The organism is Ruegeria sp. N11, assembly GCF_056531525.1.
The window spans coordinates 63,071-82,691 of the sequence record NZ_JBQFLX010000016.1 but is presented as its reverse complement, the minus strand read 5'-3'; the positions used below and the strand labels follow the sequence as shown (position 1 = coordinate 82,691).

20 protein-coding genes are annotated in these 19,621 nt (G+C 59.2%); 12 read left to right on the top strand and 8 right to left on the bottom strand.

From position 1 onward, the window contains the following. Nucleotides 1–58 precede the first annotated feature (58 nt). Complete coding sequence (gene xseA, locus ACR0J8_RS17035) at nucleotides 59–1,543, top strand: exodeoxyribonuclease VII large subunit (RefSeq protein WP_480526403.1); 1,485 nt, start codon at nucleotides 59–61, stop codon at nucleotides 1,541–1,543. A 3-nt stretch (nucleotides 1,544–1,546) separates the two neighbouring features. Further along, nucleotides 1,547–2,188: a glutathione S-transferase family protein gene (locus ACR0J8_RS17030; protein ID WP_480526401.1), complete on the top strand. Its 642-nt coding sequence runs from the start codon at nucleotides 1,547–1,549 to the stop codon at nucleotides 2,186–2,188. An 8-nt stretch (nucleotides 2,189–2,196) separates the two neighbouring features. Here the strand turns inward: ACR0J8_RS17030 and ACR0J8_RS17025 are convergent, their stop codons facing one another. After that, nucleotides 2,197–2,592 (bottom strand): hypothetical protein, encoded by a 396-nt coding sequence (locus ACR0J8_RS17025; RefSeq protein ID WP_480489670.1) that lies wholly within the window; start codon nucleotides 2,590–2,592, stop codon nucleotides 2,197–2,199. 142 nt (nucleotides 2,593–2,734) lie between these two features. Here ACR0J8_RS17025 and ACR0J8_RS17020 point away from each other — a divergent pair, with 142 nt between their 5' ends. The 5 genes from ACR0J8_RS17020 (at nucleotide 2,735) to ACR0J8_RS17000 (ending at nucleotide 7,027) form a co-directional block, all read left to right on the top strand. Next, nucleotides 2,735–3,373 (top strand): lysoplasmalogenase family protein, encoded by a 639-nt coding sequence (locus ACR0J8_RS17020; protein ID WP_480526399.1) that lies wholly within the window; start codon nucleotides 2,735–2,737, stop codon nucleotides 3,371–3,373. Between the two features lie 58 nt (nucleotides 3,374–3,431). After that, on the top strand, nucleotides 3,432–4,586 hold the full coding sequence (gene ftsY / locus ACR0J8_RS17015) for a signal recognition particle-docking protein FtsY (RefSeq protein ID WP_480891274.1): 1,155 nt from the start codon (nucleotides 3,432–3,434) through the stop codon (nucleotides 4,584–4,586). Nucleotides 4,587–4,674: 88 nt separating this feature from the next. After that, complete coding sequence (locus ACR0J8_RS17010) at nucleotides 4,675–5,577, top strand: EamA family transporter (protein ID WP_480891272.1); 903 nt, start codon at nucleotides 4,675–4,677, stop codon at nucleotides 5,575–5,577. Nucleotides 5,578–5,593: 16 nt separating this feature from the next. Continuing rightward, nucleotides 5,594–6,199: an inner membrane-spanning protein YciB gene (locus ACR0J8_RS17005; RefSeq protein WP_170616502.1), complete on the top strand. Its 606-nt coding sequence runs from the start codon at nucleotides 5,594–5,596 to the stop codon at nucleotides 6,197–6,199. 159 nt (nucleotides 6,200–6,358) lie between these two features. Continuing rightward, nucleotides 6,359–7,027, top strand: a complete 669-nt coding sequence (locus ACR0J8_RS17000; RefSeq protein ID WP_480891269.1) for a Crp/Fnr family transcriptional regulator — start codon at nucleotides 6,359–6,361, stop codon at nucleotides 7,025–7,027. Between the two features lie 223 nt (nucleotides 7,028–7,250). Here ACR0J8_RS17000 and ACR0J8_RS16995 read toward each other — a convergent pair whose 3' ends face one another. The 6 genes from ACR0J8_RS16995 to rpiA form a co-directional block, all read right to left on the bottom strand. Next, nucleotides 7,251–8,693 (bottom strand): Do family serine endopeptidase, encoded by a 1,443-nt coding sequence (locus tag ACR0J8_RS16995; RefSeq protein WP_480526470.1) that lies wholly within the window; start codon nucleotides 8,691–8,693, stop codon nucleotides 7,251–7,253. Nucleotides 8,694–8,874: 181 nt separating this feature from the next. Then, entirely contained in the window at nucleotides 8,875–9,069 is a 195-nt protein-coding gene (locus tag ACR0J8_RS16990) for a DUF2065 domain-containing protein (protein ID WP_170616506.1), read from the bottom strand. Beyond that, entirely contained in the window at nucleotides 9,069–9,947 is an 879-nt protein-coding gene (gene hflC, locus ACR0J8_RS16985; RefSeq protein WP_480526391.1) for a protease modulator HflC, read from the bottom strand. Before hflC ends, ACR0J8_RS16990 begins: the two co-directional genes overlap by 1 nt. Next, on the bottom strand, nucleotides 9,947–11,092 hold the full coding sequence (gene hflK, locus ACR0J8_RS16980) for an FtsH protease activity modulator HflK (RefSeq protein WP_480526389.1): 1,146 nt from the start codon (nucleotides 11,090–11,092) through the stop codon (nucleotides 9,947–9,949). The genes hflC and hflK overlap by 1 nt, the downstream gene beginning before the upstream one ends. 72 nt (nucleotides 11,093–11,164) lie before the next feature. Next, entirely contained in the window at nucleotides 11,165–12,523 is a 1,359-nt protein-coding gene (gene gor / locus ACR0J8_RS16975) for a glutathione-disulfide reductase (RefSeq protein WP_480891267.1), read from the bottom strand. Between the two features lie 129 nt (nucleotides 12,524–12,652). Then, entirely contained in the window at nucleotides 12,653–13,441 is a 789-nt protein-coding gene (rpiA, locus tag ACR0J8_RS16970) for a ribose-5-phosphate isomerase RpiA (RefSeq protein WP_480811354.1), read from the bottom strand. Between the two features lie 166 nt (nucleotides 13,442–13,607). Here rpiA and ACR0J8_RS16965 point away from each other — a divergent pair, with 166 nt between their 5' ends. The 4 genes from ACR0J8_RS16965 (at nucleotide 13,608) to ACR0J8_RS16950 (ending at nucleotide 17,153) form a co-directional block, all read left to right on the top strand. Continuing rightward, on the top strand, nucleotides 13,608–14,309 hold the full coding sequence (locus ACR0J8_RS16965) for a glutathione S-transferase family protein (protein ID WP_480891264.1): 702 nt from the start codon (nucleotides 13,608–13,610) through the stop codon (nucleotides 14,307–14,309). Between the two features lies 1 nt (nucleotide 14,310). After that, on the top strand, nucleotides 14,311–15,684 hold the full coding sequence (locus ACR0J8_RS16960; RefSeq protein ID WP_480811352.1) for an L-serine ammonia-lyase: 1,374 nt from the start codon (nucleotides 14,311–14,313) through the stop codon (nucleotides 15,682–15,684). Nucleotides 15,685–15,783: 99 nt separating this feature from the next. Beyond that, on the top strand, nucleotides 15,784–16,200 hold the full coding sequence (locus tag ACR0J8_RS16955; RefSeq protein ID WP_480891261.1) for a GFA family protein: 417 nt from the start codon (nucleotides 15,784–15,786) through the stop codon (nucleotides 16,198–16,200). Nucleotides 16,201–16,238: 38 nt separating this feature from the next. Continuing rightward, a complete protein-coding gene (locus ACR0J8_RS16950; protein WP_170676500.1) occupies nucleotides 16,239–17,153 on the top strand; it encodes a DMT family transporter in 915 nt (304 codons plus the stop codon). Here ACR0J8_RS16950 and ACR0J8_RS16945 read toward each other — a convergent pair. Further along, on the bottom strand, nucleotides 17,098–17,805 hold the full coding sequence (locus ACR0J8_RS16945; protein WP_480526377.1) for a thiamine diphosphokinase: 708 nt from the start codon (nucleotides 17,803–17,805) through the stop codon (nucleotides 17,098–17,100). The two genes, ACR0J8_RS16950 and ACR0J8_RS16945, sit on opposite strands and share 56 nt — an antisense overlap. Nucleotides 17,806–17,928: 123 nt before the next feature. Between ACR0J8_RS16945 and ACR0J8_RS16940 the strand changes: the two genes are divergently transcribed. After that, nucleotides 17,929–19,554 carry a hypothetical protein gene (locus ACR0J8_RS16940; RefSeq protein ID WP_480891258.1) on the top strand — a complete coding sequence of 542 codons (1,626 nt, stop codon included), beginning with the start codon at nucleotides 17,929–17,931 and terminating at the stop codon, nucleotides 19,552–19,554. The last annotated feature ends 67 nt before the right edge of the window (nucleotides 19,555–19,621 follow it).

Genomic DNA, 19,621 nt, shown 5'->3' with positions numbered 1-19,621 from the left:
CTTGGCCTTGCCTGCGCGGCGTTCTAAGCTGGGTGAGCATTTGAAACAAGGCGCTGAAATGTCCGACCTGCTAGACGACCCAATTCCCGGCCAGAATACCCCTGAATACACTGTTTCGGACATCTCGGGCGAAGTGAAACGGACCCTCGAAGGTGCGTTTGGCCGAATCCGTGTGCGCGGCGAGGTCGGTCGCGTCTTCAAAGCACGTTCGGGGCATTTGTACTATGACATCAAGGATGACCGGAACGTCCTGGCTTGCACAACCTGGAAAGGTCAGGTTTCCGGCCTCTCCGTTGTGCCCGAAGAAGGTCTTGAGGTTGTCGTCACCGGACGGCTGACCGCCTTCGGCGCGCAATCGAAATACAATCTGAACGTCGACGAAGTTGCGGTTGCCGGGCAAGGCGCGCTGATGGCCTTGCTGGAGAAACGCAAGAAACAGCTTGAGTCGGAAGGCCTGTTTGCGCCCGAACGCAAGACTCCCCTGCCCTACCTGCCCCAGATCATCGGCGTTGTGACCTCTCCTTCCGGCGCGGTGATCCGCGACATCCTGCACCGGCTGCGCGACCGGTTCCCGCGAAAGGTGCTGATCTGGCCGGTTGCAGTTCAGGGCGCCAACTGCGCGCCCGAGGTCGCGCGGGCAATCGAAGGGTTCAATCGGCTGAAACCCGGCGGCGCTTTACCCCGCCCCGATCTGATCATCGTTGCGCGCGGTGGTGGCTCAATCGAAGACCTTTGGGGGTTTAACGAGGAAATCGTCGCGCGGGCTGCCGCCGCATCCGCGATTCCACTGATTTCAGCCGTGGGGCATGAAACGGACACGACCCTGATCGACTTCGTCTCGGATCGTCGGGCTCCTACGCCAACCGCCGCCGCCGAACTGGCGGTACCCGTGCGGCTGGAATTGCTGGCCTGGACCGGCGAACAAGGCGCGCGTCTGTCGCGGGCAGCAACGGATGCCGTGCAACGCCGTTCGCAGCGCTTAAGGGATTTGTCACGTGCACTGCCAAGGGCTGACAGCCTGCTCGACACACCAAGGCAACGCCTGGATCAGGTCTCAGACCGCCTGCCCAACGCCCTGATCCGCGGTGTTCAGAACCGGCGCGTCAAGTTGCTGGACACATCCGCACATTTACGCCCGTCAACCCTGCGCGGGATTGTCGAAACCCGCCGCGACCGATGGCACAACCTGACGTCCCGCCTGTCTCTGCGCCCGATCAGACAGGAACTGAAAAACCGCACCGAAAACCTGAACCGACTGTCAGAGCGTCTGAATACAGCGCAAAAATCCCGGCTGGACAGCCTTCGTCAACAATTGGACGCGACCGACCGGCTGCGCGAAACGCTCAGTTACAAAGCGACGCTGGAACGAGGGTACGCTGTGGTTCGCGCAGAAGGTGCGGTTGTCACCACCAAGTCGCAGGCAGCCGGGCATCCTGTTCTTGAGATCGAATTTTCTGATGGTCGTCTGACAACCGGCGGATCGGCCAAACCAGCGGCCAAAAAAACCAAACCCGACGCCCCGGATCAGGGATCGCTTTTCTGACTCATGCTGACAATCTGGGGTCGCAAAACATCATCCAACGTCCAGGCGTTGATGTGGTGTGTCGGCGAACTGGGCCTGCTGTTTCGCCGCCATGACGTCGGACATGAATTTGGCGGGCTGGACAGCGATGCCTTCGCGGCCCTCAACCCAAACCGGACAATTCCGGTGGTACAGGACAACGACGACACAACAATTTGGGAAACGGGCGCGATCCTTCGATACCTCGCTGCACGCTATGCTGATGACAGTTTCTGGCCCGACGACCCGGTGCGACGTGCAACGGTCGATAAATGGGCGGAATGGGCCAAGCTGAACGTCGCCATGAATTTTACCGTGCCGGTCTTCTGGCGAGTCGTTAGAACGGCGCCCTCCGACCGGGATGAAACAGCGATCACCGCTGCCCTGCATGTGCTGGAAGACAAGCTGGCCATTGCCAACCAACAATTGTCGCATAGCGCTTATATCGCAGGGACCAGTTTCACGCTGGCCGACATCCAGTTGGGCCACATTTTGTACAGGTATTTTGACATCGACATCCCGCGCGCACCATTCAGGCACCTACGGCGATACTATGAAACCCTGTCGGCCAGACCGGCCTATCGCGATCACGTCATGATAAACTACGAAAGCCTGCGTGCGCGTTAATCAAAGGCTCAAACTCCGATTTCCGGACCATAGCACACCATTTCTTCGCCACGGTCATCAGCCTCGTACAGTTCAGTCTCCTGAGGGTCGCCCTCGAACTGCGCAATCAGCCTTCCACCCGATCTGGTGAACAACCAGCATTGAGGATCCGGTCGGTCTTCATAGACGAAACATATCTGTTGATTTTGCTCGTACCAGACACCTTCCTTGCAATCGCCATCCAGAAACGACCAGATGACCCTGCGCCCGGGCAGATAGCGTTCCACCCCATATACCTGCCCCTGGAACCCATAAAACAGGGTCTTGCCGCGTGTGTATTCGTCGAACTCTGCAGCCGATAGCGCAGTCTGCGCGGTTGCGGCCTGCGCGGACGCAATCAGAAGAATCACCAAATGCCTCAACATGGTTTCATATTGTCAGATGCCGCAATCCGACGCCAACCAGCATTTTGCGACCGGTTTCCTTGACGTCACCGGTTGAGTTGCCCGGCACATCAGGCTGACACTGCATCAGAACCAACAGCCGACACTGGCAGGAGAGTAAGGGATGACAACAGCTCTGTTCTGGATCGCCGCATTGTTTGCAGTCGCCTACCTTCCGATGGCTCCAAAACCGGCCAGCCTAATGCGAACGGCGTTCAAGACCGGATCGGTTGCCATCCTGGCGCTGATCGCAGCGGTTGCCGGCGCCCCTTCCCTGCTGATCCTGGCCCTGGTGTTGTGTGCCGTCGGGGATGCTTTGCTGTCGCAAGAGACCGAGGCGACGTTCATGGCCGGGATCGGTGCTTTTGCCGCCGGGCATCTGGCTTATATTGCCCTGTTTCTGACCCACGCCAGCAGCGATCCGGCGCTGATCCTGGACCGGCCAGGATATGTCTGGTCGCTGGTTCTACTGGGCATTGTCGCGGCGACACTTCTGGCACCACGAGCTGGTGATCTGAAAATCCCGGTGTTTTGCTATATCCCGATCATTCTGGGGATGGGGATTACGGTTCTGAGCCTGCCCGAGACCGGAGCATTACGCTGGGCCCTTCCCGGAGCGCTGGCCTTCATCGCATCCGACCTGATCCTGGCCACAGAAAAGTTCCTGCTTCCGCCCCGGCATCCCGCAACGGCCCTGACCCCATATCTGGTCTGGCCGCTTTACTGGGGCGCACAAGCTGCATTGCTGCTTGCGTTTCTCTGACCCTTTGCAACTGCCGCAAATCCGCATTAGGTGAAGGGAACACCTGCGGAGACCAAAGATGGCGTTTTTCTCAAAGCTCAAGGATCGGCTGTTCAAATCCTCGTCCCGGCTGGAACAGGGGCTCGATGCGATTGTCGAAGATGGCGGCGAAGAAACGACCGCCCCCGATCCGGTCATCCCCGCGCCAGAACCGGAGCCTCAGCCCGTCCCCGAGGTTCCCGAACCGACCCCCGAACCAGTCCCCGCCCCGCAACCGGTCGAAACACCTTCTCCGGCGGACCCCACACCGGCCCCTCCTCCGCCCGAAGCAACCCCGGCGCAGCGCAAGGGTATTCTAGGACGGCTGTTCAATCGGGGCGACACTCAGGTCGTGGTACGACGCACGCTTGACGATGACATGCTTGAACAGCTTGAAGAGTTGCTGATCGCCTCGGACATGGGGGTGGATACCGCACTGCGTGTCACCGCCAACATGGCCGAAGGTCGTTTTGGCCGCAAATTGTCGACCCAGGAAATCAAGCAACTTCTGGCGCAGGAAGTCACCCGAGTGATGGAACCTGTTGCAAAGCCGTTGCCCATCTACCCCAAACGCCCACAGGTGGTTCTGGTTGTTGGCGTCAACGGATCCGGCAAAACCACAACCATCGGCAAGCTGGCAAGCCAGTTCAAATCCGCGGGTAAGAAAGTGGTCATTGCAGCGGGCGACACCTTCCGCGCCGCCGCGGTCGAACAGCTTCAGGTCTGGGGCGACCGCGCTGGCGTCCCCGTCCTGACCGCGCCCGAAGGCTCGGACCCGGCTTCGCTGGCTTTCGACGCCCTGACCCGTGCGCAGAATGAAGGGGCGGACCTTCTGATGATCGACACAGCAGGCCGTCTGCAAAACCGCGCCGACCTGATGGAGGAACTGGCCAAGATCGTCCGCGTCATCCGCAAGGTCGATGACACCGCCCCGCACAACACCCTTCTGGTCCTCGACGCCACCACCGGCCAGAACGCGCTGAGCCAGGTTGAAACCTTCCGCAAACTGGCCGATGTCTCCGGCCTTGTGATGACCAAGCTGGACGGCACGGCCAAGGGTGGTGTTCTTGTGGCGCTCGCTGACAAGTTCGGTCTGCCCATCCACGCCATTGGTGTCGGCGAACAGATCGACGACCTGGCCCCATTCGACCCGGAAGAATTCGCCGCCGCCCTCACTGGCCTCGACAAGGGCTGATCCACCCCTTCATCTGGCTGAAAATATCCTCGGGGGGTGTGAAGGGCAGACAGCCCCCCACCCTTTCCACCCAGCAAAAGGCCGATAGTTGAGCGACTGGCTGATTTCCCTCGAAGGCACCGAAGCGGGCCACCAACTTGCGCTGGGACTGGCGCTTATGGCGGCATTCCTGCACGCGGTCTTCGGAGCGTTGCAGAAAGGGCGTCACGACCCCTGGCTGTCACGCGGCGCGATCGACATCTGCTACTGCCTGATGGCCGCGCCCTTTGCCTTTTTCGTCGTGCCCTGGCCTGAACCTTATATGTGGCCCATCTTCGCAGTCGTCTGGCTGATCCACATCGCCTACAAGACCTTGCAGGCCCTGGCCTACACCAAAGGCTCCTACACCGTGGTCTACCCGGTGGTGCGCGGCACCGGCCCCCTGTTCACCGTCATTGGCGCCTACCTGCTGTTCGGCGAGACATTTTCGGCCACGCAGTGGTTCGGCGTCGCGGTGTTGCTGGCCGGTATCTTCGGATTGGCCGGATACAATCTGCGCTATCTCGAGACCAACCGCGAAACGCTGGGTATCGCCTTGTTTCTGGCCGTCGTAACCGGGCTGTTCGTAGCGCTTTACACAACCTATGACGCCTATGGCATTCGTGCGACCGCCGATCCGTTCACATTCCTGGCCTGGTTTTTCATGATCGACGGGGCGGCAATGCCGATCTATGCCTTCCTCAGATGGCGGGCCATGATCCATCGCCCTGCGATTGGCCCACTGATGCTGCGCGGGCTCGCGGGCGGTATCATCGCCCCATTGTCCTTCGGGGCCATCATGCTCGCCACACGGCTGGACAAAGTTGGCGAGGCCGCGGTGCTTCGCGAAACCTCGACCGTGTTTGCGGCCCTGATCGGATGGCTGGTGCTGAAAGAGACCGTCGGCCCCCGGCGTATTGCCCTGATGGCCTTGATTGCATTGGGTGCAGTAATAGTTGAAATGGGCGGGTAAGCAGCAGGACAGAATCATGACAGGTAACAAAGAAATCAACCCGTTTCTGAAACAGGTGCTGGAACTGGGCCCGCCTCTGGCCTTCTTCTTCATCTATCTGCGCCTGCGTGACGACAGTTTCCTGATCGGCGGCATCGAGTATTCCGGCTTCATCATAGCGACGATCATCTTTGTACCGCTGATGCTGGGTGCCATGGGCATATTGTGGTTTCTGACCGGAAAACTCAGCCGGATGCAGATCTTCACGGCCTTCATGGTGATTTTCTTCGGCGGTCTGACGGCCTGGTTCAATGACGAGCGGTTTTTCAAGATGAAAACCACGCTGGTCTACGGCTTCTTCTCGGTCATCCTGGGCATCGGTCTTTTGCAGGGGAAATCCTATCTCGCCTATGTGCTGGACGAGATGTTGCCCATGCGCCATCAGGGCTGGATGATTTTGACACGTCGCCTCTGTGGCTGCTTCGCCGTTTTGGCGGTTGCCAACGAAGTTGTCTGGCGGACCTTGTCGACCGATCTCTGGGTCAAAATCGAAACCTTCGGGTTTCCGATTGCCCTGATGGTCTTTCTGATGCTGCAATTCAACCTGCTGCAAAGCTATATGGACGACCCGGATCATCAATAGGTTCCGACAGCGGACATCACAAAACCGTGAACATGCCCGCATTGGCGCCAAGTATTCTGTCTGAAATCCGGCAATTACCCACAAACAGCTTGGCTAAGCGCCAAAGCTGTGAAGAATGGGGTAACCACTCACCACCCCCATCCGGAGCCCCGTACACTCATGACGGCCTTCCCAAACAGCGGCTTTCTTGCCGAAGCATCTGATCGCCTGAAAGCCATGCTTACCGCGCAGGCTACCGAAATTTCACTGAACGACGGAGAAACCCTTTTCGAACAGGGTGACGAGGGCAACGCGCTCTACGCCATTCTGGAAGGCACACTCGAAGTGTCCTTTTTGGCGATGAGCGGCCGAAAGCTTACGCTGACGCTGATGCGTCCGGGTGAGATCTTCGGCGAAATCGCCCTGTTTGACAACGGCCCGCGTACCGCCACCATTTCCGCTGCCGAACCCTCGCGTGTCCTGCGCGTGCTGCGCAACGATGTGCTGCGTCAGATACGACAGCACCCCGATCTGGCCGAGGACATGATCCGTCTGGCAGGTCTGCGCATGCGCTGGATGGGCTCGCAGCTGAACGAGCAGGTCTTTCTGCCGATGCCGATCCGGCTGGCCCGCAAACCGCTTCACCTTTCGGAACTTCAGGACAATCCGGCAGACAGGATAACCCTGTCGCAAAGCGAACTTGCCGAATTCGTAGGCGCCACGCGCGAGGCGGTGTCCAAGACCATATCCACCTGGAAACGTGACAATATCGTTCAGGCGTCGCGGGGTGGGTTGCTGATCCAGGACTTCGATGCATTGCGGGAACTGGCCGAATCCGACCTGATCTGACGCCTGTGACCTGCTTCACATACAAGCGGCGACGTTAACACTAAATTAATAACTGTTACCGTAGGAGGTCAGAGAATCATCCCCGATATCTGTCCACTGACCTCTCCCTGTACCAGAGCCATACGTCCTTCCCAGGCGTATGGCTCACCTTTTCCATCAGCAATTTCAGACAAAAAAGGGCCGGAGTTTACACTCCGGCCCGATTACCTTTTTGCGCCTTGGGTCATTCACCAAGGCTGAGTGCGACAAACCGGGGTTCACCTCCGCGACGCACCAACAGCAGCAGGGACTTGCGCCCGGCCTCTCGTGCTTCTTCCATGCGTGTTTCGAGGTCACTGACGGATGTCACTTTTTGCTGACCGGCCTCGGTAATCAGATCACCGGCCCGCAATCCCTTGGCATAGGCTTCGGACGCCTCATCAACTTCGCTGACGACCAGCCCGTCGGCTTCGGCGTCCAGACCAAGGTCTTCCCGTAGCTTGTCGGTCAGCGGGGAAATGGTCAGGCCCAGAATCTCGGAGTTTTCGTCCTCGTCGTCCGTTTGCGCGGGCTCATCTCCGTTTTCCACCCGTTCAGCATCCTCGCGACGCCCCAGAGTGACCAGAACGGTCTGGGTGCCGCCATCTCGATGGACAACGACGCGAACGGATTTGCCGACCGTCGTTTCCCCCACCTGACGCACCAACCCGCGCGTGTCTTCCACTTCGACACCGTCAAAACTCAGGATCACGTCACCCGCCTTCAGCCCGGCTTCTTTTGCCGGCCCCTCGGGAACGTCGCTGATCAGGGCGCCACCGGGCTTCTCCAGCCCCATGGCTTCGGCCATGTCTTCGGTCACGTCCTGAATGCGCACACCCAGCCAGCCGCGACGCGTTTCGCCGAATTCGCGCAGTTGATCGACAACCTTGACCACCACATTCGAAGCCATGGAAAAGCCAATACCGATGGACCCGCCATTGGGTGACAGGATCGCGGTGTTCACACCTATGACCTGACCATCCATGTTGAACAGCGGCCCACCCGAGTTGCCCCGGTTAATAGCTGCATCCGTCTGAATGTAGTCGTCGTAAGACCCGCTGAGCGCGCGGTTGCGCGCCGAGACAATACCGGCCGAGACCGAGAACCCTTGCCCCAGCGGATTGCCCATGGCAATCACCCAGTCACCAACGCGCGCCGTGTCGCTGTCGCCAAACTTTACATATTTGAGCGGACCGGTCGCTTCGACCTTAAGCAGTGCGATGTCGGTCTTTTCGTCCGTGCCGATCACCTTGGCCGGCAACTCCTTTACGGGTTGCCCGTCACCGGGAAAGAATTCGACAAGGATTTCGTCCGCTTCGGCGATGACGTGGTTGTTGGTTACAATGAACCCGTCTTCGGAAATCACAAACCCGGAACCCAGCGCATTGCTGCGGCGTGGGAGGTTCTCATCGCCGTCGCCATTACGGTCCTGAAACTCGCGAAAGAAGTCTTCGAACGGAGACCCTTCGGGCACGATCCCGCGTGGACCGGTCTGTCCCTCGATCAGCGTGCTGGTCGTGATGTTGACAACCGCGGGGCTTATCTTTTCTGCCAGCGGCGCAAGGCTTTCGCCCCGGGCATGAACAGCGACGGTCTGGGCCAGAACCAACACCATTGCGGCAAAGGCCAACCACATCCACCGCATCATAAAAACCGCGTCTTCGCGCCCGAGGGAAATACTGCGTGCTTTTGCCTGCACCTGTGGTCTCCTTGTCGAATTATTCAGGTGGCCACTCTAGCGCGGCCTTTCTTACGGACTAATGTAGTCAGTTTGACCTGTCCCGCAACTCAGGATCGCGTGGAAATCACCGGCAAGTGAGATGTCCTGCTCAAAAGCCCAACTGATAGGCACCCCACAGAAGGATCAGCCCGCTGATCACGCACAAAAGACCCGTAATTCGCCGTGCCTGCTCGGGCAGGGTCCGCAGGGTTTCCAGCATCCGTTCGATAAGCGAAGGGGCCAGCGCATAGGCCAGCCCCTCGACAATCAGCACCAGCCCGAAGGCCAGAAGGATCATACCCATTACCGGCCGCCCTGACCCGTAGGTGATTTCAGGTAATTAAAGAAATCAGAGTCCGGGCTCAGCACCATCGAGCTGTTGCCACCGCGCAGCGCGCGCTCATATGCGGAGAGCGAGCGATAGAACTCGAAAAACTCCGGATCCTTGCCAAAGGCTTCGGCGAAGATCGCGTTCCGCTCAGCGTCGGCCTCACCGCGAATGATCTCGGCCTCGCGGTTGGCGTCCGAGACCAGTTCGACCACGGTCCGGTCGGCCTGCGCGCGCACACGCTGCGCCGCCTCGTTACCGCGGGCGCGTTCGTCGGTGGCTTCGCGTTCCCGCTCGGCCTTCATCCGGTCGAAGGTTGCCTCAAGGTTGGCTTGCGGCAGATCGGTGGCTTTCAGACGCACGTCGATGACGCTGACGCCCAGCGCCTGAGCCTCGGCAATCGCGCTGTTGCGGATGCGCAGCATCAGCGCCGCACGGTCCGAACTGAGGATGTCACGGGACGAAACCGACCCCAGTACCTCGCGCGTTTCGGCCCGCAGGATGCTGTCCAGGCGATTCTCGGCAACCGGGACACCGCCCGTACCAACAGCCTGACGGAAGCGGTTCAGATCGGAAATCCGATAGCGGGCGAAGGCGTCAACCACAAGGCGGCGATCGTCCAGCGGTGTCACTTCCAGAGGCTGCACGTCGATCGAGAGGATACGGTCGTCATAACGCACCACTTCGTCGAAAACCGGCAGCTTGAATGCCAAACCGGGTTCTTCCTTGACGTTTACGACCCGTCCAAAACGCAGAACAAGGGCGCGTTCCCGCTCGTCGACGATGAAGATGGATGACAGCCCCGCAACAACCAGTATGACGAGAACGATCAGAATAATGGGTGACTTACGCATCAGTTGCTCCCCTCGGCCTGATTGCGGCGCAGTTCGTTCAGCGGCAGATAAGGCACGACGCCCTGCCCCTGCCCGGTCGAGCCCTCGTCCAGTATGATCTTGTCCACGTCACCCAGAACCTGCTCCATCCGTTCAAGGTACAGACGTTTGCGGGTTACGTCAGGGGCTTTGGAATATTCCTCGAGAACCGCGCTGAAACGGCTGGCTTCACCCTGCGCGCTGTTGATCTGCTGGGCGCGATAGGCTTCGGCCTCTTCCAGAACCTGTGCCGCTTCACCGCGCGCCTCGGCCAGAACCCGGTTTGCGTAGGCGTCAGCCACGTTCTGCAGGCGGTCACGTTCCTGCGCGGCGGCCTGAACATCGCGGAACGCGGCAATCACGTCCTGCGGCGGGTCGGCCTTGTCAAAGTTGACGCGGATGATGTTCACGCCCGAATCGTAGCTGTCCATCGTGGACTGGATCAGCTCTTGCAGGCGTTCACCGATGATGCCGCGATCCCGGTTCAGGATCGGGGCCAGTTCGCTTTGGGCGATGATCTCACGCATCGCCGATTCCGACACGGCGCGGATCGTCTGGCGCGGGTCGCGGAGATTGAACAGGAATTTCGCGGGATCGTTGATGTTCCACACAACCTGATAGTCGATATCGACCACGTTCTCGTCACCGGTCAGCATCAGGCCATCGTCGCTGCCGCGCGCACCGCCCATATCCTCGGTCTGTTCGCGGGTGACGGGGATAACCTCGGCGGTCACAACCGGCCAGGGTGCAAAGTTCAGACCCGGGTTCCCAACGGCCGAAAACTCACCCAGGAACAACTCAACCGACTGTTCTTCCGGTTTTACGGTATAGAAGCTGGCAGCTGCCCAAAGGCCCACTGCGACCAGAGCGCCGATGACTACTGTGCCTTTGGTAAAGACCGGGCCACCGCCACCTGCGCCCTGACCGTTACCGCCACGGCCACCGCCACCACGACCACCCATCAGCACGCGCAGCTGCTCCTGACCTTTCTTCATCAGCTCGTCGATCTCGGGGATCTGCGGGCCATCTCCTTCGGGGGGCTTGCGCCCATCACCGTTGTTACCCCGATTTCCTCCGCCGCCCGAGGAGCCTCCGCCCCCCCAGGGGCCGCCGCTGTTGCCCGCCATATGTGTCTATTCCTTCGTTTAGGCCCGTGTGATCACGGGATCCCTTGTAACTTGTGTGCGCGCGGTTGCAAATCAAGCAGTGCGCACAGGTTGCCGCATTGTAACAAGTTCTTCCGCCATTACCGGATGAACCGCAACCGTGCGGTCGAAATCTTCTTTGGTCGCGCCCATTTTGACGGCGATCCCGGCCAGTTGTATCATCTCGCCCGCACCCGGCGCGACGATGTGACAGCCCAGCACCTTGCGGGTCGCCTGGCTGACGATCAGTTTCATCAGCACCCGCTGCGTGCCGCCGGCGAAGGCTTTCTGCATCGGCTTGAAGGACGTCGAGTAAACTTCGACCGGCTCCTGTGCCGCAGCCTCTTCCTCGCTTAGTCCGACGGTCCCGAATTCCGGCTGCGTGAAGATCGCCGTCGGGATCAGTTCATGATCAACCGGGGTCGGGTTGCCCTTGAACACGGTTTCCACAAAAGCCATGCCCTCGCGAATGGCGACCGGCGTAAGGTTCACGCGATCAGTCACATCACCGATGGCATAGATCGAGGGCACGCCAGTCTGGCTGTACTCATCCACCACAATCTCGCCCTTGCGACCTCGTTCGACGCCCAGCGCCTCAAGCCCCAGATTGTCCGCATTCGGAGCCCGGCCAGTTGCGTACATGACAACATCGAACCGATCTTCAGTGCCGTCAGTGGCCTTTACCCGGATCTTGTCATCTTCCTTGATCATCTCCAGCACGTTGGTGCCAAGGCGCACATCGATGCCGTTCTGGCGCATTTCTTCGCAGATCAGGCCACGCGCTTCTTCGTCGAACCCACGCAGGATTTGCGCACCGCGATAGAACTGAGTGGTCTTGACCCCCATCCCGTTCATGATCCCGGCAAACTCGCTGGCGATATAGCCGCCGCCAACGATCAGGATAGATTCAGGCAGCTTCTCAAGGTGGAAGATTTCGTTAGATGTGATCGCCAGGTCAGAGCCCGGAAATTCGGGCACCACAGGGCGTCCGCCGGTGGCGATCAGGATGTGCTTGGCCGTCTTGCGTGTCCCATCCGCCAGCTCAACCGTGTGGGAATCGACCACAGTGGCGCGCTGGTCAAAGCTTTCGACACCGTTGTTTTTCAGAATGTTGCGATAGATACCTTCCAGCCGGTCCAGTTCCGCCACCAGTTTGCCATGGAATGTATTCCAGTCCAGCGCACCCGGCTGAACATCCCATCCATAGGCCTGCGCATCGTCAACCATGCCGGAAAACTCGCTGGCGAAAACCATCAGCTTTTTTGGAACACAGCCCCGGATCACACAGGTTCCGCCATACCGATCCTCTTCCGCCAGCGCCACCTTGGCGCCGGTCTCACCAGCGGCCACGCGCGCTGCACGGACCCCGCCCGAGCCGCCACCGATAACGAAAAGATCATAGTCAAAGCTCATACCGGGTTCCTTTGTTCAGTTTGCCTGAAGGGTTCTGGATATCTGGGCGCGGAAAATCGTCTGCCAACCCCTTAGGATCAGGATTTCGGGTTTCTCTCTGGCCATTTGCAGAAAATCCAGCCGCAATTTTCAATCAGAGAGGTCCGAAAACAGATTGTCCCTGTCGCCATCGGCCAACTGGTCCAGTTCCAGGGTTCCTTCGTTGATGTCGCGCAGTTCGACCCGCCCGTCACCGTGGCCAATTACGACCTTGTCGCAAATATCGATGAACAACCCGTTCTCGACCACTCCGGGAACCTGGTTCAGCACCAGCGCCAACTGACGGGCATTTCCGATGCGTTGCAGGTGCAGATCCAGAATGTGGTTGCCCTCATCAGTGACAAAAGGGGCCTGGCCGTTCATTCGCAGCGCAGCCGAGGTACCAAGCACATCCATCGTATCCAGTGCTTCCTCGATCAGGGTTCGCGTGGTTTGCCAGCCAAATGGGATCACCTCGACCGGCAAAGGAAATGCCCCCAGGGTTTCAACCTCTTTGCCTGCATCGGCAATGACCACCATCTGATCGCTGGCCGTTGCCACGATCTTTTCCTGAAGATGCGCACCGCCGCCGCCCTTGATCAGGTTCAATTCGCCATCGAATTCATCTGCGCCGTCTATGGTCAGGTCCAGCCACCCCGCTTGATCCAGCGAGACGACTTCGATCCCGACCTCTCGCGCCAACTGTGCCGTGCGGGTCGAAGTGGGCACGCCCTTGATCCGCAACCCTTCCACTTGCACCCGTTCGCCGAGCCGACGCACAAGCCAAGCGGCCGTTGATCCGGTTCCCAATCCGACACGCATGCCGTCCTGAACCATTTCCGCGGCACGGTGCGCGGCTACATATTTCGCCTTGTCGATGGGCGACAGATCCCCTGTCATGGCAGCTTTCCCCCAAGTTGCTGCGGGCCTTATACGAAATGCCACACTCAACTTCGAGACCCAAAACGCCAATCAACGGGGCGCCCTGTCGCGAAAATACGCGTTTCCTATTGGAAACGTCGCAATCGGCGTGTCCTGCGGGAAAGGTGCGTAATAGATATGCATTATGGAACCGCGCTACCGCCTGCATTACGCCCCTGACAACGCCTCGCTGGTGATCCGACTGGCGTTGGAAGAGATGGGTTTGCCTTATGAGACCGCATTGGTCGATCGGACCCGTGATGAACAAAACAGTGCTGCCTATAAGCAACTGAACCCCAACGGCCTTATCCCTGTTTTGGAGACGCCGCAGGGACCGGTCTTTGAAACTGCAGCCATCTTGTTGTGGTTGACCGATACACACGGGCAACTCGCACCGGCTCCGCAACATCCGGACCGCGCGGCGTATCTGAAGTGGTTGTTTTTTGCGTCGAACACTCTGCACGCAGACCTGCGCATTTTGTTCTATGCCGAGAAGTACATCAAGGCGGCGCAAACAGAAGCGCTGCGGGCTGGTATCCGGACCCGGCTGAAACGACATCTTTCAATCCTCGAAAAGCAGGCGAAGGACACGCCGGGCTGGTTTGGATCAGACCAACCGTCGGCCCTGTCATACTACATCGCCTGCATGATGCGATGGATGGCGTTGTATCCGGCCGAGGCCGATCGCAGCTGGTTCCAACTGACTGACACTCCTCATCTGAGGCAGCTTTTGCTTCAACTGGAAGCCCGCCCCGCAACGCGCGCAGCAATCGCAGCGGAAGGGCTGGGAGTTGCACCGTTCACTGCACCATCATACGCTACACCACCAGAAGGCTCAGCTACCTGATATGTTTCTATCTGTCTTCGATATGTTCAAAGTGGGCATCGGCCCGTCCTCGTCCCACACCATGGGACCAATGGTTGCCGCGGCCCGCTTTTTGGACCTGATGCGCGCCTCGCCGTTCGAATTCTCGGGGCTTCGGGGGTCATTGCATGGCTCACTGGCATTCACAGGCGTAGGCCACGCGACCGACCGCGCCACGATCCTCGGGCTGGCCGGGTTTGTTCCGGACACCTATGACAACAACAAGGCCGAAGAAGCGCTGGCCGCCATTTCCGAGTCCCATACTGTCACGCCGGAAGGGCTGCCGACGCTGAAGTTCGACCCCAAATCGGATCTGGTGTTCGACTATGAAAACAACCTGCCGGGCCACGCCAATGGTATGATCCTGATGGCCACCGACGCGCAGGGCGATGTGATCCTCAGGCAGGTCTACTACTCGATCGGCGGCGGGTTTGTCCTGACCGAAGAAGAACTGGCCGAGGGCAAGGCAACGGATGAAGGTGATCCGGTGCCATTTCCGTTCAAAACTGCGGTCGAGATGCTCGAGATGGCCAGTTCCAGCGGCAAAAGCATCGCGGACATGAAACGCGCGAATGAGATCGCGCGTGGATGCGCGGACAGTTTTGCCAAGGGCACCGCGCGCCTGTGGCAGGTAATGAATGACTGTATCGAACGTGGACTGGTCACAGATGGCATTTTGCCCGGTGGCCTCAAGGTTCGCCGCCGTGCCAAAGGCATCCATGACGCACTGGTGGCCGAGCGTGGGATGAATCTGAACGCTCCGCACACGATCAACGACTGGATGAGCGTTTACGCCATGGCCGTCAACGAAGAGAACGCTGCCGGGGGCCAGGTGGTCACGGCGCCCACCAATGGGGCCGCAGGCGTTCTGCCGGCCGTTTTGCGGTACTATCTGGATCACGTACCCGGCGCGTCCGAAAGCCATGTGGAAGATTTCCTTTTGACGGCTGCCGCGATTGGCGGGCTGGTTAAGTTCAATGCCTCGATCTCGGGCGCGGAAGCCGGATGCCAGGCCGAGGTTGGCAGCGCCTCGGCGATGGCGGCCGCCGGTTTGTGCGCAGTGATGGGCGGCACGCCCGAACAGGTCGAAAACGCTGCGGAGATCGCGCTGGAGCATCACCTGGGAATGACATGCGACCCGGTTGCCGGACTTGTTCAGGTGCCTTGTATCGAACGGAACGGTCTGGGTGCGATCAAGGCCGTTTCAGCGGCCTCGCTGGCGCTGCGCGGCGATGGCAAGCATTTCGTTCCTCTGGATTCGGTCATTGAAACCATGCGCCAGACCGGGCACGACATGCACGAACGCTACAAGGAAACGTCTCTGGGCGGCCTGGCCGTCAATGTTCCAAACTGCTGAGGCAAACGGGCGACGTCGCAACGCGTCCGTATTTCCGCGTTTTCTGGATGGATTTGCACCAAAAGCGGTGCAAATCTGTTCCTGAAAGGAAGGTGTTTCATGCGTGGACGATGTCTTTGCGGAAAGGTCGGATTTGAAGTCAGTCCACCTGTTCTGTCCTGCGTCACCTGCCACTGCGAAAGCTGCCGCAGGCAATGCTCGGCCCCGATGACCGCCTATTTCGGCATCCGGGACAACCAATGGCGCTGGACAGGTGAAACACCAAGGACGTTTCATTCCTCTCCGGGCGTTGAACGCAGCTTTTGCCCGCATTGCGGCACACCAATGTCCTTTCGCTCGCAGTCTATGTCCGACGTAATGCATCTTTACGTCGCCGCACTTGAGGATCCTGAGGCTTTGCAGCCTACCCTGCACGTCGCCCATGAAGAGAAACTCAGCTGGCTCAAGCTGAATGACGGCCTGCCCTGCTGCATCGGACCCGACTACACCAAATACCAACCGCTTCCGGAAAGCTGACCTTTCCCCGTCCGCAGCAAATCGTTAGCGTCGCGGACATGACTCAGGACCGACCCGTACTCGGCATCATTCTGATGCTTGGCTTTTGCATGCTCGCCCCGCTGGGTGATGCCATGGCCAAACTGTTGGGTGAGACAACTCCGATCGGCATACTGGTCTTCACCCGGTTTGCCGTGCAGGCACTGATCCTGATCCCTCTGGTCGCCCTCACGGGTCGTCCTTGGCGTCTGCGGGGGCGAATTCTGAAACTGACCGTGATCCGGACCGGTCTGCACATCCTTGGCATCACAGCGATGTTCAGTGCCTTGCAATTCCTGCCGCTGGCCGATGCCATCGCTATCGCCTTCGTTATGCCCTTCATCATGCTGCTTCTAGGCAGGTTCGTTCTGGATGAAGAGGTTGGCATAAGGCGATTGTTGGCCTGCGTCGTGGGGTTTGCCGGTACGCTTCTCGTCATTCAACCCAGCTTCGCTCAGGTCGGAGCGCCTGCCCTGCTGCCGCTGATCGTGGCCGTGGTGTTTGCGCTGTTCATGCTTGTCACGCGGCAGATCGCCAAGGAAACCGATCCGGTTTCGCTCCAGGCTGTCTCGGGCGCGATGGCAACGCTGATCCTGCTGCCTGTGCTGACCCTAGGAAGCGCCATTGACGTTCCGGAACTGACGTTCAGCCTGCCTGATAAAGACGCGGTTTGGCTGCTTTTGGGTATCGGCGTTCTGGGCACCGTTGCCCACCTGTTGATGACCTGGTCGTTGCGCTATGCCCCATCAGCAACGCTGGCGCCGATGCAGTATCTGGAAATCCCGGTTGCGACCGTGTTCGGCTGGCTGATCTTTCACGACCTGCCCAACGGCATCGCCGCATTGGGGATCGGCATCACGATGGCGGCAGGTCTTTACGTCATTCTGCGCGAGCGGGCCAGCGCCCGGTCTGCTCCGACAGAAACGCCTGCATGACCTGATCCAGCGCGCAGCGGGGAGCCATTGCAACCAGACCCGGGCCATTCATCTGCAACGTGACTTCGGATACCGCCCGGTTGGACGTGCCGATCTGACCGTCCGGCTGCAGAACCAGATCATCGATCGGCCACTCCAGCCCTTGCGAGCGTCCTGTCACTCTTTGCAGGGGAAACAGGGATACCACGCTCCCTTTCGGCAAGTTCAGGGAAACCTTGGGCGGCGCGTGAAACACGACCTCGTGCTCTCCCAGCAGGATGCATGATTGGTTCTGACGCTTGATCAGCACGCTGAGAACCGCCAATTGATGATCCAGACGCCCGCCCAGAAAGCCAACGCCCAAAACCACGGGGGCTTCGATATTGCGCAGCGCCTTGTCGAAATCCGTGCTATTCTGTTCAGGTATGGGAAACAGGCGGTCCGCCGGTATTTCGTCGAAGTCAGTTGCGGAGAGCGAATCGAAATCACCGATGACGGCATCCGGAATACGCCCCGATTCCCTGAGAACCGTCGCACCACCATCCGCTGCAACGGCCAAATTGGCGCGATTCAGCGCCAGATTCAGATCATCGGGCCCGATTTGCCCTCCGCCAACCAGTAAGATTGGCTCGGACGACCGCACAATCGGCGCATTTTTTCTAAGATTGATCATTTTTCCCGGATTTGGACACATTCAGACCACAAAATGATAGGTTCATATAGAGAGTTTCGAACCAATACGTGTGCCTGATTCCGGGCGAATTGGTTCAGGTAGTTTGTAAAGGACGTGCGTCTGATGGTACAGAATAACAAGGTATTGACCGTTTCTTATGGAACCTTCTCCTGCACATTAGAAGGCTTTGACGATTCGTTTGAAACGATGAAAGCGATTGCCGAGTACTTTCGCGACCTTGCAGCAGATGATCGATACTTCGGCTCGGAACCGCCACAGCCTGACACCGAAATGCTGACCCGGATCGCACAGCGGGACGCCTCGAAACGCGTGGAAGCCAGACAGAGCGACACTGGCCTGCTGCTGCGCGCAACCGAAAGTTCAGCCACGATCGCCACGCCCGCAACGCCGCCAGCACAGGAACCAACCATCAGTGCCCCCGATCTGAACGTCGTCAATACACCGCAACCAGCGCAACCCGTTGCCACTGCCGAACCCTTCGATGCTGCGCCAGCCCCCCCTGCTGACAGCATCGCCGCCAAACTTCAGCGGATACGCGCGGTAGTTTCGCACTCGGCTGACAATCCTGTTGAATACTCGGAAGACGAAGACAGCACCTTGCTGACAGGTGGTGCCGCCCCGGTTGACGCCGTGGCCGCAGCCTTTGAGGCGGGTGCGCTGAACCCGGCAGACATCGAGCCTGTGACCCCCGTCTCGATGCCTGCACCCGAAGCGGCAACCCCACCCGCCGCTCCAGAACCTGTTTCCGCACCGGAGCCTGTTGTATCCGAAGAGTTTGAAGACGAGGCTGAAGCTCCGGCAGCGGACGCGCTGTTTTCGGACCTTGATGATCTGACGGAAGACGAACAGCCGGAAGCGGAAGCCGAAGAAGACGAGATCGTAAACATCCTCAGCGAAGAAGACGTGGCAGAGCAGGAAGAGGAATCCGAAGCAGCCGAGTCGCAAGAGGAAGCAGCGGAAGACAACAAGCTTCTCCTGACTGCCGAAGATGAAGTTGCACTGCTGGATGAGATCTCGGCCGTCGAGGCAGAACTGGCGCAGCGGGCCGAAGACCAAAAACCGAAGGATCATTCGAGCCTTGATCTGGACGTGTCCCGCCTGATGGACAAAGCCGACGAACAACTTGATGACCCGGCTGCAAATGATCAGCGCGAGACATATTCGCACCTGCGCACCGCGGTTGCGGCCACCGAAGCCGAGCGTAAAGAAAAGGGTGACTCGGCCGAGAAAGCTCAGGATCAGGAATACCGGGGGGATCTGGCGTCGGTCGTCAGCCCGCGCCGCCCGGAAATTCAGGTCACCAGCATGCGTCCGGAATCCGATGCCGCTGCACCGCTCAAACTGGTGGCGGAACAGCGCATCGACAATCAGCAAAGCGAATCTGGCCCTGTCACGCCCCGCCGCGTCACCACCCCGCAAGAGGAGAAATCCGCTGACGAAGGTGGTTTCGCGACGTTCGCCCAGGAACAGGGCGCTCAGTCATTGCCTGATCTGCTGGAAGCCGCCGCTGCATACCTGTCCTTTATCGAGGGTCAGGAACAGTTCTCGCGTCCGCAATTGATGAACAAGGTCCGGTCCCTCAAGCAGGACGAATTCAACCGCGAAGAAAGCCTGCGTTCGTTCGGTCAATTGTTGCGGGATGGAAAAATCGAAAAGGCTGGCGGAGGCCGCTTTGCCGCCTCGAACCAGATCGGTTTTCGCCCCAGCGACGAGCGCGCAGCGGGCTGATCCGCAAAAGGTTTAGTCAGAAAAAGGCCGGAGGACAACTCCGGCCTTTTTCTGTTTGCGTATCTGG

Excerpts from the sequence above, each read along its gene's own strand:
- xseA (WP_480526403.1), top strand. The coding sequence starts at position 59 with ATGTCCGACCTGCTAGACGACCCAATTCCCGGCCAGAATACCCCTGAA.
- ACR0J8_RS17030 (WP_480526401.1), top strand. The coding sequence starts at position 1,547 with ATGCTGACAATCTGGGGTCGCAAAACATCATCCAACGTCCAGGCGTTG.
- ACR0J8_RS17025 (WP_480489670.1), bottom strand. The coding sequence starts at position 2,592 with ATGTTGAGGCATTTGGTGATTCTTCTGATTGCGTCCGCGCAGGCCGCA.
- ACR0J8_RS17020 (WP_480526399.1), top strand. The coding sequence starts at position 2,735 with ATGACAACAGCTCTGTTCTGGATCGCCGCATTGTTTGCAGTCGCCTAC.
- ftsY (WP_480891274.1), top strand. The coding sequence starts at position 3,432 with ATGGCGTTTTTCTCAAAGCTCAAGGATCGGCTGTTCAAATCCTCGTCC.
- ACR0J8_RS17005 (WP_170616502.1), top strand. The coding sequence starts at position 5,594 with ATGACAGGTAACAAAGAAATCAACCCGTTTCTGAAACAGGTGCTGGAA.
- ACR0J8_RS17000 (WP_480891269.1), top strand. The coding sequence starts at position 6,359 with ATGACGGCCTTCCCAAACAGCGGCTTTCTTGCCGAAGCATCTGATCGC.
- ACR0J8_RS16995 (WP_480526470.1), bottom strand. The coding sequence starts at position 8,693 with ATGATGCGGTGGATGTGGTTGGCCTTTGCCGCAATGGTGTTGGTTCTG.
- ACR0J8_RS16990 (WP_170616506.1), bottom strand. The coding sequence starts at position 9,069 with ATGGGTATGATCCTTCTGGCCTTCGGGCTGGTGCTGATTGTCGAGGGG.
- hflC (WP_480526391.1), bottom strand. The coding sequence starts at position 9,947 with ATGCGTAAGTCACCCATTATTCTGATCGTTCTCGTCATACTGGTTGTT.
- hflK (WP_480526389.1), bottom strand. The coding sequence starts at position 11,092 with ATGGCGGGCAACAGCGGCGGCCCCTGGGGGGGCGGAGGCTCCTCGGGC.
- gor (WP_480891267.1), bottom strand. The coding sequence starts at position 12,523 with ATGAGCTTTGACTATGATCTTTTCGTTATCGGTGGCGGCTCGGGCGGG.
- rpiA (WP_480811354.1), bottom strand. The coding sequence starts at position 13,441 with ATGACAGGGGATCTGTCGCCCATCGACAAGGCGAAATATGTAGCCGCG.
- ACR0J8_RS16965 (WP_480891264.1), top strand. The coding sequence starts at position 13,608 with ATGGAACCGCGCTACCGCCTGCATTACGCCCCTGACAACGCCTCGCTG.
- ACR0J8_RS16960 (WP_480811352.1), top strand. The coding sequence starts at position 14,311 with ATGTTTCTATCTGTCTTCGATATGTTCAAAGTGGGCATCGGCCCGTCC.
- ACR0J8_RS16955 (WP_480891261.1), top strand. The coding sequence starts at position 15,784 with ATGCGTGGACGATGTCTTTGCGGAAAGGTCGGATTTGAAGTCAGTCCA.
- ACR0J8_RS16950 (WP_170676500.1), top strand. The coding sequence starts at position 16,239 with ATGACTCAGGACCGACCCGTACTCGGCATCATTCTGATGCTTGGCTTT.
- ACR0J8_RS16945 (WP_480526377.1), bottom strand. The coding sequence starts at position 17,805 with ATGATCAATCTTAGAAAAAATGCGCCGATTGTGCGGTCGTCCGAGCCA.
- ACR0J8_RS16940 (WP_480891258.1), top strand. The coding sequence starts at position 17,929 with ATGGTACAGAATAACAAGGTATTGACCGTTTCTTATGGAACCTTCTCC.